Consider the following 16,984-nt stretch of genomic DNA (forward strand, 5'->3'; position numbering starts at 1 on the left):
GTGGACCCTCGCGTCGGGCGGCTCGGAAGATGTGCCAGAGTTGCCACGTCCGGCCTGTGAGCACGTACGGTACGGCACACAGGCGGGACTGCCGGGACACCGGAAAGGGGCAGCTGGGTTGACCACGCACGCACCGCAGACAGCACAGTCCGTGACGCTCCCGGCCTCGCTCGACGAGGCCGTGGCGGCGCTGGCGGCCATGCCCGCCGCGGTGCCTGTCGCAGGTGGGACGGACCTCATGGCGTCCGTCAACAGGGGGCAGTTGAGGCCCGCCGCGCTCGTCGGCCTCAACCGGATGAGCGAACTGCGCGGCTGGCACTACCAGGACGGCCACGCCCTCCTCGGCGCCGGCCTCACCCACGCCCGCATGGGCCGCCCCGACTTCGCCGCGCTGATCCCCGCGCTCGCCGCCTCCGCGCGCGCCGCCGGGCCCCCGCAGATCCGCAACGCCGGGACGCTCGGCGGCAACATCGCGACCGCGGCGCCCACCGGCGACACGCTGCCCGTGCTCGCCGCCCTCGAAGCCGACCTCATCGTCGCGGGTCCGGACGGCGCGCGCCGCGAGATCCCCGTCACCCACCTGCTGGCGGGCCGCGAGATGCTCGCCCCCGCGGAACTCATCGGCTTCGTCCGGGTGCCGCTGCTGCACGCCCCGCAGGTCTTCCTCAAGGCCACGGGGCGCACCGGACCGGGACGCGCCACCACCTCCGTCGCGGTCGTGCTCGACCCGGCGCGGCGCGGCGTGCGCTGCGCGGTCGGCGCCGTCGCGCCGGTGCCGCTGCGGCCCCTGGAGGCCGAGCAGTGGATCGCGTCGCTCATCGACTGGGACGGCGCGCGCGGCCTCACCCAGGAGGCGCTCGCGGCGTTCGGGGAGTACGTGGCAGCGGCCTGCGTGCCCGACCCGCTGCCGCCGGCCGACGGGGGAGAGGCGCCGGGGCCCTCGCCCGCCGTGCAGCACCTGCGGCGTACCGTCGCCACCCTGGCCCGGCGAGCACTGGGGAGGGCGCTCTCGTGACCGACAACGCACCAGGCGGCGCGCAGGGCGCCGACGACTGGCCGGAGCCGGGCCGGGACCCGGGGGACGGCCAGGGCGCGTGGCGGCCGGTGCCGCACGGCGGCGAGTACGACGCGGAGGCCACCGCCTTCGTCCAACTGCCGCCCGAGGGCGACGCCGACGCGCCGCTCGCCGCCCCGGGCCACGGCTACGTGCCGCCGATGATCACCCCGCTCCAGCCCGACCCCTCGGTCGCCGGCACCTGGGGCGCGCCCGACCCGCAGGCGGACGGCGGCGACCAGCGTCACTACGGCGGCGGCTACGGGCAGGACCCGTACGCGCAGCACGGCGTCCAGGGCCCGTACGGCGCCCAGGACATGTACGCGCAGGACCCGTACGGCCAGGCGCCGTACGGGCACGACCCGGCCGCCCAGCAGTACGGGGCGTACGCGCCCCAGCAGCACGGCGCCCCGCAGCACGACCCCGGCGCGACCGGCCACTGGGACTTCACCGAGGCGCTCGACACCCGGGGGACCGGCCTCGACCCGGGCGCGGGGACCGCGGACCAGGCCCCGCAGGTGGCCCAGGCGCCCGCGCGGTCCGAGGCCGCGGGGCAGTGGCGCATCCCCCTGGCGACCGGCGAGGTGCTGGACGACTCCAGCGAGTTGAGCGCTGCGCTCGCGGCGTCGCCGTGGAGCGGGGGCGTCATGCCGCCCGCCACCCTGCCGGGCGGCGCCCGCGCCCCGTGGGCCCCGGAACCGGAACCCGAACCGGAGCCCCAGGCGCCGTCCCACGAGGAGGTCCAGCACGGCTGGGCCCCGATGGCCGACGCCGCAGCCGGGGCCCGCGAGGCCGTCCACGACACCGGGTTCGCCCCCGCGGGGGAAGGCACCGGCCACGAGCCGCCGCTGCCCGACGAGCGGGACGGCGCCGTGCGGGACCTCCGGGCGCCGGACGGCGCGGCGGAGCCCGCGGCCGCGTCTGGGCAGGAACCCGAACAGGATCCCGAGCAGGGCCGGGCGCACGGCTCTGAACGGGACGCGGATCAGGGTGTGGCGCAGGGCGCGGAACGGGATGCCGGCCAGGGCCCGGAGCTGGGCGCCGTGCGGGAGGAGCCGGCGCCCGCCGGGGATGTGGACGCCTCCCGGGCCGACGCGGCGGCTGACGGGTCCGAGGCGGGGGAGGCGGGCCGGGAGACGGCCGTAGCGGAGGACCCGGCGGAGGACGCGGACCGGTCCGAGGGCGACGGTGAAGGGGCCTCGTACGGGGCCGGGGCCGGTGCGTCGTACGACGCCGGGGCCGGTGCCTCCTACGGTGGCGGTGCCGCCGAGGCCGCCGGTGGCGGCGCTCCCGAGGCCGCCGGTGGTCCGGGGCGCTCCGGCGGCGCGGGGCCCGCGGGCGGTCAGGAACGCCCCGGTGGCTCAGAGCCCTCCGGCGGTTCGGATCACTCCGGCGGTCCAGAGCGCTCCGGTGGTCCGGAACGCCCTGGCGCCCTGGGGCCCTCCGACGGCACGGAGGAACACCCCGGCGCCCTGGGACCCTCCGACGGTCCTGAACACACCAACACCCCGGAACACTCGGACACCGCGGGGCACTTCGATGTCCCGGAGCACTCCGATGTCCCCGGGCCCGACGGCGCCGCCCACGGCGAGGAGTTCGCGGTCGCGCAGGTGCCGGGGCCGCACCCCGCCGAGGTACCCGTGCCGGGCGAGGCGTCGGCCGACGACCACGACGAGGTCGAACACCCCACCTTCTCCTACGTGTTGCGGGTCAACGGCCAGGACAGACCCGTCAACGACGCCTGGATCGGCGAGTCCCTGCTCTACGTCCTGCGTGAGCGGCTCGGCCTCGCGGGCGCCAAGGACGGCTGCTCGCAGGGCGAGTGCGGCGCCTGCAACGTCCAGGTCGACGGGCGGCTCGTCGCATCCTGCCTGGTCCCGGCCGCCACCACCGCGGGCTCCGAGGTGCGGACCGTGGAAGGACTCGCCGCGAACGGCGAACCCTCCGACGTACAGCGGGCGTTGGCCGCCCGCGGCGCCGTGCAGTGCGGCTTCTGCATCCCCGGCATGGCGATGACCGTCCACGACCTGCTCGAAGGCAACCACGCGCCCAGTGAGTTGGAGACCCGCCAGGCGCTCAGCGGCAACCTTTGCCGCTGCTCCGGCTACCGGGGCGTCCTCGAAGCCGTCGACGAGGTCGTCGCGGAACGCGCCGCCGCCGTCGAGGCCGCCCACGCAGCCGAGCCCGCCCACCCCGCCCACCCCGCGCCCGCCCCGGGCACCGAGGGCATCGCGGAGGGCGGTGCGCGGATCCCGCACCAGGCCCCGCCGGGCGCCGGCGGTGTCCAGGCGCCGCACGGCACGCACGAGCCCCAGAGGCCGCACCACCCGCACGCGAACGACGGAGGCATGGCGTGAGCGACGACCTGGCCACCGACCCCGCCTCCGCGGCCCAGGACGGCGAGGCCCCCACCCACGGGCTCGGCGCGTCGCTCCCCGCGGCCGAGGCCCGCGCCAAGACCGAGGGCACCTACCCGTACGCGGCCGACCTATGGGCCGAGGGCCTGCTGTGGGCGGCCGTCCTGCGCTCCCCGCACCCGCACGCCCGCATCGTCTCCGTCGACACCTCGGCCGCCGCCCGCATGCCCGGCGTGCGCGCCGTCCTCACCCACGCCGACGTGCCGGGCGACTCCTCGTACGGCCGCAAGGTCGCCGACCGCCCCGTCTTCGCGTCCGACGTCGTGCGCCACCACGGCGAGGCGATCGCCGCGATCGCCGCGGAACACCCCGACGCCGCCCGTCTCGCCGCCGCGGCCGTCGCCGTCGAGTACGAGGTGCTCGAACCCGTCACCGACCCCGAAAAGGCCTTCTCCGCCGAGCCGTTGCACCCCGACGGCAACCTGGTCCGGCACATCCCGCTGCGCTACGGCGACCCGGCGGCGCAGGGCGACGTCGTCGTCGAGGGCCTCTACCGCATCGGACGGCAGGACCCCGCGCCGGTCGGCGCCGAGGCCGGTCTCGCGGTGCCGCGCCCCGACGGCGGCGTGGAGATCTACACCGCATCCACCGACCCGCACACCGACCGCGACCTCGCCGCCGCCTGCTTCGGACTCCCGCCCGAGCAGGTCAAGATCGTCGTGACCGGCGTGCCCGGCGCGACCGGCGACCGCGACGACCCCGGCTTCCAGATCCCCCTCGGCCTGCTCGCGCTGCGCACCGGCCGCCCCGTGAAGCTCGCGGCGACCCGCGAGGAGTCCTTCCTCGGCCACGCCCACCGCCACCCCACCCTGCTGCGCTACCGTCACCACGCCGACACCGAGGGCCGGTTGGTGAAGGTCGAGGCGCAGATCCTGCTCGACGCAGGCGCGTACGCCGACCAGTCGTCCGAATCGCTCGCGGCAGCCGTCGCGTTCGCCTGCGGCCCCTACGTCGTCCCCCACGCCTTCGTCGAGGGCTGGGCCGTACGCACCAACAACCCGCCCTCGGGCCACGTGCGCGGCGAGGGTGCCCTGCAGGTGTGCGCGGCCCACGAGGGGCAGATGGACAAACTCGCCGCCAAACTCGGCCTCGACCCGGTCGAGTTGAGGCTGCGCAACGTCCTCGCGACCGGGGACATCCTGCCCACGGGGCAGACCGTGACCTGCCCGGCGCCCGTCGCCGAACTCCTGCGCTCCGTCCAGGAGTTCCCGCTGCCCACCCTGCCGAAGGACACTCCCGAGGAGGCGTGGCTGCTGCCCGGCGGGCCCGAGGGGGCCGGCGAGCCGGGCGCGGTGCGGCGCGGTGTGGGCTACGCCCTCGGCATGGTCCACATGCTCGGCGCCGAGGGCGCCGACGAGGTCTCCACCGCCACGGTCAAGGTCCACGACGGCACCGCGACCGTCATCTGCGCCGCCGTCGACACCGGCCAGGGCTTCGCCACCCTCGCCCGGCAGATCGTGCAGGAGACGCTGGGCGTCGAGGAGGTCCACGTCGCCGCGGTCGACACCGACCAGCCGCCCGCGGGGCCCGCCGCCCACGGCCGCCACACCTGGGTCTCGGGCGGCGCCGTCGAACGCGCGGCGAAGATGGTGCGCACCCAGCTCCTCCAGCCGCTGGCCCACAAGTTCGGCATGTCGACCGAGCTGCTCCAGATCGCCGACGGCAAGATCACCTCGTACGACGGCGTGCTCTCCACCACCGTCACCGAGGCCCTCGACGGCAAGGAGCTGTGGGCCACCGCGCAGTCCCGGCCGCACCCCACCGAGCCGCTCGACGAGTCGGGCCAGGGCGACGCGTTCGTCGGCCTGTCCTTCTGCGCGATCCGCGCCGTCGTCGACGTCGACATCGAACTCGGCACCGTACGCGTGGTGGAGATGGCCGTCTCCCAGGACGTCGGCCGCGTCCTCAACCCCGCCCAGCTGCGCACCCGTATCGAGGCGGGCGTCACCCAGGGCATCGGCGCCGCGCTCACCGAGAACCTCCGCACCAGCCGCGGCCTGGTGCGCCACCCCGACCTCACCGGCTACGCCCTGCCGACCGCGCTCGACGCGCCGGACGTCAGGATCGTGCGGCTCGTGGAGGAGCGGGACGTCGTCGCGCCGTTCGGCGCCAAGCCGGCGAGCGCGGTCTCCGTCGTGACGTCGCCCGCCGCGGTCGCCTCCGCCGTACGCGCGGCCACCGGCCGCCCCGTGGGCCGGCTGCCCATCAGGCCCCAGGCGGCGGTCGTCCAGGCGTGACCGCAGGGGCGCCGACCGGCGCCCCGAACGCCGTTGCCCTGTCAGCCCTCGCCTGCGTACTGTCACTGGCGGTCGATACAGTGGTCACGGCATGGCAGTGGTCACGGCATAACGGTGCGCGGACGGCCATCCGCGCGGCGGCGGGGACGGGGGAGACAGTCGTGGTAGCGGCGGCAGCGGACGGCGGCGGAGGCTCGGGCGGCCTCTTCGGGACCATGTTCAGCGAGCTGATCGGCGGCGTGCAGTCGGCGGTCGGCGACGTCGTCAACAACCTCGCCGACATGAAGCAGTTCAAGAAGGACGTCGACGGCCTGCTCACCGAGCTCCACGGCTCGCAGGCCGCGCCCACCCGCGTCGGCCAGGACCGCATGCGGCGCACCCACCTCGGCGGCGAGGGCTTCCACGAGGCCCAGTACCTCTACGCCTCCTACGACACCGTCCACACCGAACTGGAGAGCCTCTCCAAGGTCCTCGGCCTCCAGATCGAAAGCCTCAGCCTCGCGATCGAGACGTCCGGCAAGAGCTACAACGACCTGGACGACGACATCAAGGCACGCATGCACAAGCTCAACAGCGAGATCGAAGCCCAATACCACCCGGATCGGGATCCGTACGCCCACAAGCAGGGGCCCAAGTCCGGCACGGGCGGCTACGGCGAGCACGGCGGTGCGTCATGACCGCGCCCGGCGGTGAGACCGACTTCGAGTCGATGTCGCATGCCGAGATGGCTGCGCTGCTGCGGTCGGCGGACGCGCGGACAGCGGCGAACATCTCGGAGAAACTGGCCTCGGTCGCGAAGACGGTGAACAAGATCGGCGAGCGCCTCAAGGCCCACGTCACGGCCCTGGAGTGGGAGGGCGAGGGCGGTGACGCGTTCCGCGAGTGGGGCAACCAGACGGCGAACGCGACGCTGAAGCTCGCTTCGTATGCGGAGGGCGCAGGCACGTGGATGGGCCACGTCTCGCAGACGATCGTCGAGACCCACGCGAACATGCCGGCGCTGTCGGTGACCACGGGCGCCCAGTCGGATCTGCATCACGCGACGCGGGCGCTGGCGGACAGCGACTCCCCGAACTGGGAGAAGTCGGCGATGCTGGCGTCGTCGCGCATCGAGTCCACGCGCGCGGATGCCGCGGCGCAGATGCGCAAGCTGGCGTCGTCGTATGTGCAGGCAGGCGCCGAGATCAACAAACTGAAGCCGCCTACGTTTCCGCCACCGGCCAAGGGATTGGGCGGGGAATGGTCCGAGCCGCACCGAGACATTGATCGACAGCGCGGCAACGGGACGGCATCCCGCTTTGTCGGTTCGGGAAGTGTCGGGGGATCGGCGACCGACCACGTTCACGACGGGCAGTACGGCTGGCGTTATTCGCTGGCCTTGAACCACTCTTCTTCTCCCTCGGGTACGCATTCCCCCACAATTGGTGCTTCGCATGTGCCGGACTCGCACATGGAGATCGACGGTGCGGCGCCGACGGTTTCCCCGACGAGGGCTGAGTCCCCTCTCGGCCCACCGGCTCATGGCGTCGGCCCGGGAGGTGTATCTCCGGGTGTCGTTCCTCCTGCTTTCGGCGGCGCGCCCGGAACTGCTTACGGCATCGGCTCACGGGTCGGCAACTTCGCGGTACGGCCGGGCGGGGGGACTCCGGTTGCCGGGATCCCTCGTGTGCCGAACTCCGGTGAGGCTGTGGCAGGGAGGGGAAGCACGCTCCCGCGTGAAAACGGGATCATCGGTGGGCGGCCCGTGCAGTCGCCGAGCGGCAGACCGCAGGCGAGACTGCCCCGCAGCCTGGTCGTTGGCGGTGAAGAGGGCGCCAACGGCACCGGCGGTCAACGGCCCATGATGGGCCGCGCTATGCCCGGAATGCACATGGGTGGGCAAGACGGAGCCGCCGCAGGCCGCAACGGCCTCGTCGGCGGGCGCCGACTCGCTTCGGAGACTGGTGGTGTCGTGGGTCGGCCTGCGCAGCCTGGCCGGTTGGGTGAGCGGGCTTTCACCCGCGGAGGCTCCGGGCTCGTACTTGAAGACTCGTCCCAGGACCAGGAAACTACTGGCAGGCGTTCAGGCCAAGGGGGTCGGAATGGAGCGATGCCTCATGGCGCCTCTGCCTCCCGGCGTCGTAAAAACGACCAGGCGACGGAGCGTACCGACTACCTGAGTGAAGAAGAGACCTGGCGGCAAGGCGACCGGCGGGTCGTGCCCCCTGTCATCGACTGAGTCCGCCGGATTGGCCAGAGGGAAGATGCGCAGAACACGCCCACGATCGCTGTGTTACCGGGCCGCTGCCGCATGCGGGGTGGGCGGTCTGCTCCTGGGGGCGACGGCAGCACCCGCGCAGGCCGCGGGCACTGTCCGCGAGATGCAGTGGCACCTTGACGCCATGGAGGCCGACCAGATCTGGAAGATCACCACCGGAAAGGGTGTGACGGTGGCGGTCATCGACTCAGGTGTGGACAAATCACTTCCAGATCTGCGAGGGCAGGTCCTCCCTGGGAAGGACTTCTCTCAGCAGAAGGGGGACGAGTACACGGACGTGGCTGAGCACGGATCAGGTATGGCGGCTCTGATCGCGGCTACTGGAAAACTCGGACCTGCTCAAGGTTCGTGGGGACTGGCTCCGGGAAGCAAGATCATTCCCGTTCGCATTCCCTATGCGGATGAGGAGCTTGCGAAGGACGGCAGGTCCTTCGACGCCAGTGTGGCCGAGGCAATCCGATGGGCTGCACGTTCGCAGGCGAAGGTCATCAATATCTCGGCGGGAAGCGCCACGGGGGACAGCTCCGATTTGCAGGCTGCTGTGAGGTATGCCCTGGGCAAGGGGAAGTTGGTTTTCGCCGCTGTCGGAAACAACGGCGAAAAGGGCAACCCTGTCGAGTACCCCGCTGCTACTCCAGGCGTAGTGGGCGTCGGCGGTCTGGACCGTAAGGCGGTCTCTCTTCCGCTTTCGGAGACCGGTCCTCAGGTGGACATTTCCGCGCCGGCTCAGGACATCGTCAAGGCATGTGTGGGAAAGACCGGACTGTGTGGCGGTAGTGGCACCAGTGATGCCACCGCACTGACTTCCGCCTCGGCCGCCCTTGTCTGGTCGAAGCACCCGGACTGGACGAACAACCAGGTCTTGCGCGTTCTACTGAACACGGCGAGTGGCGTAGCCGGTGGTGCGCGGCACAACGAGTCCGTCGGGTACGGGGCCGTTCGGCCGTTGGTTGCCTTGAAGCATCCGGGGGATCCGGGGCCCGCGGACGTGTATCCGCTGCCCGACCTCGCCGCGTCGGAGAAGTCGGCCGCCTCGGGCGGCGCCGGGGCGGACGGCGGCAGCGGCGGCGGCACACAGAGCGACGCGCCCGCGAGCGCCGCCTCGGGCTCGGGTGGCGGGGGCTCCACAGGGCTGTGGATCGGAGTCGGCGCGGCCGCCGTGGTCGTGGCGGCCGGCGCGACGGCGCTCGCGGTCTCGCGAGCCCGCCGCAGGGCAACGGCCGTCGCACCGCCGCAGCCGCCCGGCCCGTACGCGTACACGACGCCACCGCAGCCGTACTATCCGCCGAAACCCCCCAGCCAGGCGCCGCAGTATCCGCCGCCTCCGGCGGGAGGACAGAGCCCGCCCCCACCAGGCAGTGTCTGACGCGTCGGGAGCCCCTGACGGGCAGCTGGGCATTGCTTTCACCGCTGTCCGGAACGGGTGGATAGGGTGATTTCTTCCGGCAATTGACGCCCCCCTGAAATATCAAAGGGATGATAAAGTGCCCGGGACTATGGGGAGCCGAGGGGCGTTCTGGCGCGCGGTGACTCGGGGGGAGCGGGGCGTCTTGTCGTGCGACGGCGGGCGGGCGTCCAACCGTGCTCGGGGCGCGCGGAACGCCGCCGCGGCGTCGGACCGTACGGCCCCGGGGCCTGTCGGCGGAGACGGTGCGGCGGCCGGTCCCGGTTCTGACTGACGGGGGCATCATGTCGTTCGATGAAGAGTGGGCGTCCGCGCGAAGCGCCGCCGCAGGCAACGCGAGAATGCGGCTTGCCGGTGCCGCAGGGGACGGCGGGGGCGGCGGCGTCGACTACAAGGTCACCTCGCCCGACCTGAAGGCCGTGGGGAACGACGCCCAAGGCCTGTTCCACCAGTTCGAGACCGACGCGTTCCATGCCGGAGCGAACACGGGTACGGCCGCCGACACGCTCAGCACTGACGGGTTCGCCACCGGCTCGGCCCTCTGGGCCGCATGGGACACCTGGCGCACTCAGGCCGAGACCCTGCTGAGTGCCTGCGCGCACATCCACAATCACCTCGAAGACACCGTGGTCAGCCACAAGAACCACGAAGAGACCCTGATCAGCAACTTCTCGATCTCCGAGATCGACAAGCACTTCACGTAAGGGTCGGGCATGTTGACGTTTGAGCAGGTCCTGCATGCGAACCTGACCGGTCTCGACGACGCGGTGACGGACTGGGGCGCCACCGTCACGAAGCTCGAGACGCTTGAGCGGTCCGCCGACACCATGAAGACCAAGGCCGAGAAGGCCGATTGGGCCGGGGAGAACGCCGGGGTGACCCGTGAGTTCGTGCGGAAGACGGCCAAGGAATTCAGCGACGCGAAGACGGAAGCGAGCAGCATCCGCAACGTTCTCCGTGACGCGCACACGGAGTTCGCAGCCGCCAAGAAGGCCCTCAACACCGTTGTGGACGAGGCACCAGCCAAGGGCATACGCATAGATCCCGACGGTGTCGTCAGCTATCTGATCCGACCCGACAGCAGGTCGAAGGATTACGACGGGCCCAATCCCACCCAGGAGCAGTTCGCGGCCACCAGGTCCGCCATCAAGGCGGCCGTCGACCGGGCGAACGACGCCGACGAGATCGCGTCCCGTGCGCTGCGCACGCTGGTGGGCAAGGACAAGAACGACTTCTCCGGGACCGACTACAGCTCCCTCAAGGCCGCCTCCAAGGCGCAGGACGCCGAAGACGCCAAGAAGGCTGCCGCGATCGTGGCGAAGGGGGACGACGCCACCCCCGACGAGGTCAAGCGGCTCAACAGATACCTCGCGGACAACAAGGGTGACCAGTACTTCGCCGAGCAGTTCGCCCTCGATGTCGGGGCGAAGGGAAATCTGGACTTCTGGGCGGACATCGGCGACCCGAGCGACGGGTCGCGTCTCGGCGTCGACCACAAGGACCTGCTCAAGGACCTCCAGAAGAACTGGAGCCTGACGCTGGCCAGCGCCACGCATTCCGACAGCCCGGCAATGAACCAGTGGAAGGCCGACATCATCCACGCGGGTGCGGAGCCGATCCACACGCGTGGGACATCGCCTTACGGCTTCCAGGTCATGAGCAACCTGATGCGGTACGGGAAGTTCGACTCGACGTTCCTCCACGACTACGGCGACGCACTCGTCGTCACCGAGAACAAGATGACGAAGAACGGCATGGGGAAGCCCAGCATGTTCTGGACCTCCTCGCTCGGCGGCATGTCGCATCTCAACTGGAGCGGAACGGACATCGGGCGCGACCCGATGGAAGGCCTCATGGAGTCGCTCGGGCACAATCCCAAGGCGTCCGCCGACTTCTTCAACAGCAGCATCGACCTGACGCCCGGCGACACGACGGACGACAAGAAGGTCGACGCCTTCGACTACCTCACGAAGGACCGGGACTGGCCCAAGGACGTCGTCGACGGCGGCGAGAGCAACAAGTTCGGCTACGACAGCCTCGGCCACGCCCTGGAATCGGCCACCTTGGGGCACCCGTACGACGACCAGCACGCCGCTCTGGTACGCACTGACGACGGCGCCAAGGTGATGCAAAAGGTCGTGGAGCAATACGGAGGCGACGCCGAACTGCTCAAGAAGCAGGAGTCGTTGTCCGACAGCCTGGGACACATGGGCGCGGGGTACATCGACGACATCGACTGGGCGCTCGCCGAACATCCGGATCGAGGCGATCACACCAGCAGCTTCGCCCCGCCCGCGGGGAGCAAGGGGCATATCAAGCTTGGGACGGCCGACGCCCAGAAGTTCCTGAGCTCGCTCGGTCAGCACCCCGATGCCTACGCCGATGTCGGTCGCGCCCAAAGCGTATACACCAGCTCGGTACTTGAGGCTCACACTGGATCTCAAGGTATGGGCCCGGACGAAGCGACTGGGCCGGCTTTGGAGGCAATGCGGGTCGGAGCCCAGGTGCAGGGCACTCTCGACCACTCACGGGTGGCTCAGATCGCTGCTGAGGGCGCCAAGGCGGCCGACGCCTACAGCAAGGCCCTGGACGTCAGGTCGGGTTGGACCGACCTCGGCGTCGGGGCTGCGATCGGGGCCGGTGCGGCGTTCCTGCCAATCTCTGCCCCCGCGGCGGGCGCGGCTGCGGTTCTCGTTCCGCTCGCGATGGACGACGGTCAGGGAGTCATTGGGCAGTTCGCGGGCCAGATCACGGGTGGCTGGTTCGACGGCTCCAAAGACAGCTGGAGCGATGACCACGATGCACGTCTCCATGAGGCCGAAAGCGAGGTCTATACGGCGGGGGAATCGAATTCCGAGGCGCCGATGAACGTGTACATGGAGAGGCACGGAATCGATGTGGGTTCGAGATCCGGCCAGGAGCTCATCCAGGCAACACAGCTTGGTTACGAGTACGGAAACGGGCAGGATCAGCGACAGGGGAACCTTCCTGAAACGGGTTGAGGTCGTTGGCGTGACGTGGGGTCGGAATCGAGTGCGAGGTGTGGATGTGAGCGTGTGGCGGGCGACGCGGGCAGGGATCTTGGCGTGCGCACTGGGGGCGGTCCTCGTCGGTTGCGGCAGCGGTGGGGACGATGGCACCAAGACCGTTTCCGCGAGCGAGGTGTGCAACGGACGCCTCTCGTCGTCGGGCGCCGCGGCGGTGGAATTCCTGACCGGAACAAAAGAGTTCTCCCCGAGTGGGAACGACCCCTCTGGTGTAACGCTTCCGAAGGCAGCCGCGTCTTTGTCCGACGAGTACGAGGAAGACGGGAAAAGTAATCCCATACCCAAGCCGGCATGCGCGGTCACCACTCCGAAGGGCGGTAGCGCGGAGCTGTCGGCCGGGTTCCGAACCACCACAGCCGAGACCGCGGACGGACCGGTAGCGGACACGCTCAAGAAGTACGAGGTGGGGCGCAGTGCACTCGTCGGTATCGCACGTGCATATCTATATTTCGACTGTGTGAGCCCTGAACTGCACGGTAGTACGAGGGAGAAGCCGGCAGTTGTGCTCGGAGAGCTGACCAACAACGCGGAGGGGCAGGGTCGGTACAAGCCGGAGGGCGGACCTGAGAAGGTGCGTGAGGCGAATCTGACTGTCCTGCATTCGCTTTCCCTGGACATGGCCAAAGAGCTCGGCTGTGCGGAAAACGGCGGCCTCTAGGGCAAGTTGTCGCTCAAGCCCGTTGCGCAGGCCACGGACGAGGAGTGATCCTCCGACCGCACCGGACGCGGCAGAGGCCGGGGAATGGCGGAAGTTCGCGATCGGACGGGGTTCATGAGGCCATGGTGACGAACCTCCAGTCCTGGTACGACGCCGGTAGTGCGGATGGCGACCTGCGGGACGCGGACTGATGACAAGGAGTGTGCTGGTGGGGCGTCGGACTGGGCTCGTCGGTCTCGCATGCGGGCTGGTGCTCGGAGTGACTGCCTGTGGCGACGGCTCGGGCGGTGAAGCAAAAGACGGCCGGTCGACCGGTGTCCTGGGCCACGGCGTGCGACGGGATCATCAGCGCTGACATGCGTGCTCATCTGGCGAAGGGCGCGAACGCCGGACTGGTTCCCGAAGACACCGTCTACGAGACCGGCTCCCGCAGTGGGAAGCGGCAGGTTGCGCAGGTCGCGAAGGACTTGGCCGCCGAGCCGCGTGGCACGGAGCACGAAGGTCTGTGCAAGCTGCGTGACAGAGACGGAAAGGACCTCGTGAGCGTTGCGTTCTACTGGGCAGCCGACGACTTCCCGCGCGGCCAAGGCGACAGTCAGAACGTGGTCACCGAGGTCGACAAGAATTTCAAGTACATGACCGACAAGGGGCGGCAGGTTCTGGGCGTCAACTGCGCGTCCACTGGAGGGGACGAGGAGACGGCGCTCCTGCACGGGATGGTCGACGGCAATGCCGCCTTCGACGAACGCTCCGCGATACAGATGCTCTATGCGGCGGTGTCGAAGATCCTTCCCGACCTGCGGTGCACGAATGGTGTGACCGTCCCGACTCGGCTCCCGTATCGTGATCCACGGATGAAGTGACGGGGCAGGCCGGAGGTGCTGCTCCGCAGGCCGGCCTGTCGCAAGCTTCGACTGCTGTTTTTGCTGTGACAAGTTCTGGTCGGCGTTTCTTTGGGTGACGTTCCCAGGAGAAGTGTCCGGGCCCTTCCGCTCGCAGTGTCAAGTCCGTTTCGCAACAGTGATTGGTACGTGCAGTTGCACGAACGCATCAGGAACAGTTACACGTCTGGCTACACCCTCGGTCAGGAGGCGGCGGCAGGATGAGCGTGAAGAGTGCGTCCAGGGTGCTGCTCGGCGCGGTTCTTGCGTCGACCGTCGTACTGGGCCTCACGGGCTGCACGGACTCGGGGCGCAGCAGCGGCAGCGATGGTGGCACCGGCAAGCCGGCCGAGCACGTGGCCGGGGGCGACCTGACCACGTGGCGCAAGGCGTGCCACGGTGCGGTGGATGCTGCCTCAGCCGCGGCGCTGGCCAAAGCGGAGCCGGGGCCCATCTATCAACTGCCCGTGAAGGGCGACGCGTTCGCTTCTGTTGCCGAGAGCCTTGAGAAGCCGGTCGGTGGCAGCGGCACTGTCTGCTTCGTCCAGGACGCGAAGGGGACCCTCATCTTCGAGGTCGATTTCGACTCGATGGCGGGGGCGTCTCCGAAAGCTGGGACGGAAGAGGGCGAGGCCCGTTTCGTCTCGGTAGCCGACAGGGAGAACATCGAATTCAGCTGCAAGAGCGCGGACATGGACCAGGCACACCCGTATCTCACGGTGAACGGCGACATCACGGGAACGGCCGCAGCCCATGGCGGTGCCCGTCGCGCCGTGTTGGCCGCGGCGGCAGAGCATCTTGCCCCCGCGTTGCACTGCCGCAAGCCGGTCTCTTTCACGGGTGTGTCGTCGAGGGCTGAGTAAGCGTGCGACGGCTCGGTCGACCCGACGGACCGTCGCTGTATACCGATCCCTCCGCGGAAGCCGGGCGCGATCGTTGATGAGAGGGATACGGACTGGTGGAAAACGGCCGACGGTTGAAGGCGGTCGCGATGGCTGTGGTCCTGTGCGTCGGTCCGGTCGGTCTGCTGGCGGCGTGTGGTGGTGGTTCGCCGTCGGGGGAGGTGAAGACCGAGGGCAGGCCGGTTACCTGGGAGAAGGCGTGCGACGGGATCTTCAGCGCGGACACGCTGGGGGAGTTGCGCAAAGAGACGTCCGGCGTGGAGTCGTTTCCGCAGAAGACCGTGTATGAGGTTCGGGAGGGCTCGGGGCAGGACACTTCGCCTACTTGTGGGTGAATACGTACCAGCGCCAGGTCAACATCGACTGCCGGCGACCCGGCAATACGCCGGCGGGTGGGCATCCGGCGACGCTGCACGGTGGTCTGCGGTACCGGGACGGGTTCGACGACCGCTCCGCGACGCAGGCTCTGTACGCCTCGGCGGCGCGGGTCCTGCCGGCCGTGCACTGCACGAACGATGTGACCGTGCCGACCACGCTTCCGGACCGGGATCCGCGGATGAAGTGATCGCGCGGGATGCGGGCCGCGTCTCCGGTGGCGGAATTCGAGCTGATTGATGGGAATTGACGTGCGTGTATGGAGGGCGGTCGGGGCCGTCGGGGTGGTTGTCGGGGTCGGGGCGGGTGTGCTCGGCTGCGGTGGGGGTGGTGGCGACCGTGCGCAGAAGACGGTCTCGGCGGCCGCTGTCTGCGGCGGTGCGCTCTCGCCGCAGGCCGCGAAGTCGTTGGACTTCCTGATGGGTTCGAAGGAGTACCTGCCGTCCAGTGGGAGCGACGCCGATCTCACGGGGGCTGCCACCGAGCTGCGGGACGGGTATGTGGCCGGTGTCGATGCGGAAGACCTCGATGTGAAGCCGGCCACCGCGTGTGCCGTGCCCGATCTCAGGACGGTCGGCACCTCGGACCTGCGCGTGCAGTTCAGCTTCGCCACGGCGCAGGAGGCCGACAGGAAGACGTTCTCCGAGCACGTGCGCTACGGGATCGGGCGCAACGCGTTCGTGAACTCCGACTGGGCCTACCTCTACTTCGACTGTGTCAGCCCGCGGCTCAAGGGCAGCACGGAGAAGCAGCCGGCCATCGTGGAGTCCGTCCTGTCGAACGCCGCGCTGAGCCAGCACAGGAGCGAGCCGGACGGCACGCGGCGGAAGATCGACGAGGCCAACCTGTCCGTTCTCAACTCGGTCGCGCTCAAGGTGGCCGGGAAGCTCCAGTGCGCGGACAACGGTGGCCTCACCTCCGATCCGGCGCTCCGCCCCGCCGATGGTGCGTGACGGACGGCCGCGCGCGGCCGCTTTCTCCCGGGTCGGGCGGGCGGGCGTCGCGGTGTGCGCGGCGGGGGTCTTTCTCGTCGGCTGTGGCGGCAGTGGCGAGGGAGGCGGCGGTGGTTCGGCTGTCTCTGCTGGTGCGGTCTGCGAGGGGCGTCTTTCGGCGGCGGGGGCCGCGGCCGTGGAGGATCTGACCGGGGCGGAGAGGTTCTCGCCGGTCGGGGGCGGGCGGTCCGGCGCGACGTTCGCCAAGGCCGCCGCGTCCTTGTCCGACGGGTATACGTCGGACGGGCGGGGCGATCCGATCGCGAAGCCCGCGTGCGCGGTCGCCACGCCGGACGGCGGGGGACCGGAGCTCACGGTCGGGTTCAGGACCACGGCGGCCGGGTCCGTGGACGGGTCCGTGGACGACAGGCTCACGAGGTACGGCGTGGGGCGCGGTGCGTACGTCGGTCTCGCGCATGCCTACGTGTACTTCGACTGTGCGAGCGCGACGTTCTACGGCAGTACACGGGAGAAGCCGGCGGTCGTGCTCGGGGAGCTGGCCGACTACGCGCAGGGGCCGGGCCGGGACGCGCCGAAGGGCGGGGCGGAGAAGGTGCGGGAGGCGAACCTGACCGTCCTGCACTCGCTCTCCCTGGCCATGGCCGAGGAACTCGGCTGCGCGGGAGACGGCGGTCTCGGGGCGGAGCCGGCGCTCACACCCGTCGCGCGGGCCTCGGGCCAGGGATGATCCCCGGCGCCGTTCCCGGGTCCGTCGCCCTGCCGGGTCCGCCGCCCCCGCCGGCGCTGACGGGTCGTACG

The 16,984-nt window shown here is 70.5% G+C and carries 14 protein-coding genes; all 14 read left to right on the plus strand.

The window, feature by feature from the left end; genetic code table 11:
- Positions 1-118: 118 nt before the first annotated feature.
- The 14 genes from AB0910_RS21800 to AB0910_RS21865 all read left to right on the plus strand — a co-directional run bounded on the left by AB0910_RS21800 (position 119) and on the right by AB0910_RS21865 (position 16,913).
- On the plus strand, positions 119-1,015 hold the full coding sequence (locus AB0910_RS21800; protein WP_366746266.1) for an FAD binding domain-containing protein: 897 nt from the start codon (positions 119-121) through the stop codon (positions 1,013-1,015).
- On the plus strand, positions 1,012-3,411 hold the full coding sequence (locus tag AB0910_RS21805; RefSeq protein WP_366746267.1) for a 2Fe-2S iron-sulfur cluster-binding protein: 2,400 nt from the start codon (positions 1,012-1,014) through the stop codon (positions 3,409-3,411). Before AB0910_RS21800 ends, AB0910_RS21805 begins: the two co-directional genes overlap by 4 nt.
- Before the next feature lie 8 nt (positions 3,412-3,419).
- Positions 3,420-5,708, plus strand: coding sequence for a molybdopterin cofactor-binding domain-containing protein (locus AB0910_RS21810; RefSeq protein ID WP_366746303.1), 2,289 nt, complete (start codon positions 3,420-3,422; stop codon positions 5,706-5,708).
- Positions 5,709-5,869: 161 nt separating this feature from the next.
- Positions 5,870-6,385, plus strand: a complete 516-nt coding sequence (locus AB0910_RS21815; protein ID WP_366746268.1) for a hypothetical protein — start codon at positions 5,870-5,872, stop codon at positions 6,383-6,385.
- Positions 6,382-7,926: a hypothetical protein gene (locus AB0910_RS21820; protein WP_366746269.1), complete on the plus strand. Its 1,545-nt coding sequence runs from the start codon at positions 6,382-6,384 to the stop codon at positions 7,924-7,926. Before AB0910_RS21815 ends, AB0910_RS21820 begins: the two co-directional genes overlap by 4 nt.
- A 163-nt stretch (positions 7,927-8,089) precedes the next feature.
- Positions 8,090-9,331, plus strand: coding sequence for a type VII secretion-associated serine protease mycosin (mycP, locus tag AB0910_RS21825; RefSeq protein WP_366746270.1), 1,242 nt, complete (start codon positions 8,090-8,092; stop codon positions 9,329-9,331).
- 323 nt (positions 9,332-9,654) lie between these two features.
- The gene (locus tag AB0910_RS21830; RefSeq protein WP_366746271.1) at positions 9,655-10,074 is read left to right on the plus strand and encodes a hypothetical protein; all 420 of its coding nucleotides are present in this window, start codon (positions 9,655-9,657) and stop codon (positions 10,072-10,074) included.
- Between the two features lie 9 nt (positions 10,075-10,083).
- Entirely contained in the window at positions 10,084-12,372 is a 2,289-nt protein-coding gene (locus tag AB0910_RS21835; protein ID WP_366746272.1) for a hypothetical protein, read from the plus strand.
- Between the two features lie 46 nt (positions 12,373-12,418).
- On the plus strand, positions 12,419-13,075 hold the full coding sequence (locus AB0910_RS21840) for a hypothetical protein (protein WP_366746273.1): 657 nt from the start codon (positions 12,419-12,421) through the stop codon (positions 13,073-13,075).
- 287 nt (positions 13,076-13,362) lie between these two features.
- Complete coding sequence (locus tag AB0910_RS21845; RefSeq protein WP_366746274.1) at positions 13,363-13,938, plus strand: hypothetical protein; 576 nt, start codon at positions 13,363-13,365, stop codon at positions 13,936-13,938.
- A 239-nt stretch (positions 13,939-14,177) separates the two neighbouring features.
- Entirely contained in the window at positions 14,178-14,819 is a 642-nt protein-coding gene (locus AB0910_RS21850) for a hypothetical protein (RefSeq protein WP_366746275.1), read from the plus strand.
- A gap of 370 nt (positions 14,820-15,189) precedes the next feature.
- Positions 15,190-15,423 carry a hypothetical protein gene (locus tag AB0910_RS21855; RefSeq protein WP_366746276.1) on the plus strand — a complete coding sequence of 78 codons (234 nt, stop codon included), beginning with the start codon at positions 15,190-15,192 and terminating at the stop codon, positions 15,421-15,423.
- 61 nt (positions 15,424-15,484) lie between these two features.
- Positions 15,485-16,186 (plus strand): hypothetical protein, encoded by a 702-nt coding sequence (locus tag AB0910_RS21860; RefSeq protein WP_366746277.1) that lies wholly within the window; start codon positions 15,485-15,487, stop codon positions 16,184-16,186.
- Between the two features lie 175 nt (positions 16,187-16,361).
- Complete coding sequence (locus tag AB0910_RS21865; RefSeq protein WP_366746278.1) at positions 16,362-16,913, plus strand: hypothetical protein; 552 nt, start codon at positions 16,362-16,364, stop codon at positions 16,911-16,913.
- Positions 16,914-16,984 lie beyond the last annotated feature (71 nt).

Origin of the sequence: Streptomyces sp. NPDC047002 (assembly GCF_040704505.1) — a bacterium.
Taxonomy (GTDB): Bacteria; Actinomycetota; Actinomycetes; order Streptomycetales; family Streptomycetaceae; genus Streptomyces.

What these genes read in the sequence shown, in the direction of transcription:
- AB0910_RS21820 (WP_366746269.1), top strand. Translation starts at nt 6,382, where the DNA reads ATGACCGCGCCCGGCGGTGAGACCGACTTCGAGTCGATGTCGCATGCC.
- mycP (WP_366746270.1), top strand. Translation starts at nt 8,090, where the DNA reads ATGGAGGCCGACCAGATCTGGAAGATCACCACCGGAAAGGGTGTGACG.
- AB0910_RS21830 (WP_366746271.1), top strand. Translation starts at nt 9,655, where the DNA reads ATGTCGTTCGATGAAGAGTGGGCGTCCGCGCGAAGCGCCGCCGCAGGC.
- AB0910_RS21835 (WP_366746272.1), top strand. Translation starts at nt 10,084, where the DNA reads ATGTTGACGTTTGAGCAGGTCCTGCATGCGAACCTGACCGGTCTCGAC.
- AB0910_RS21850 (WP_366746275.1), top strand. Translation starts at nt 14,178, where the DNA reads ATGAGCGTGAAGAGTGCGTCCAGGGTGCTGCTCGGCGCGGTTCTTGCG.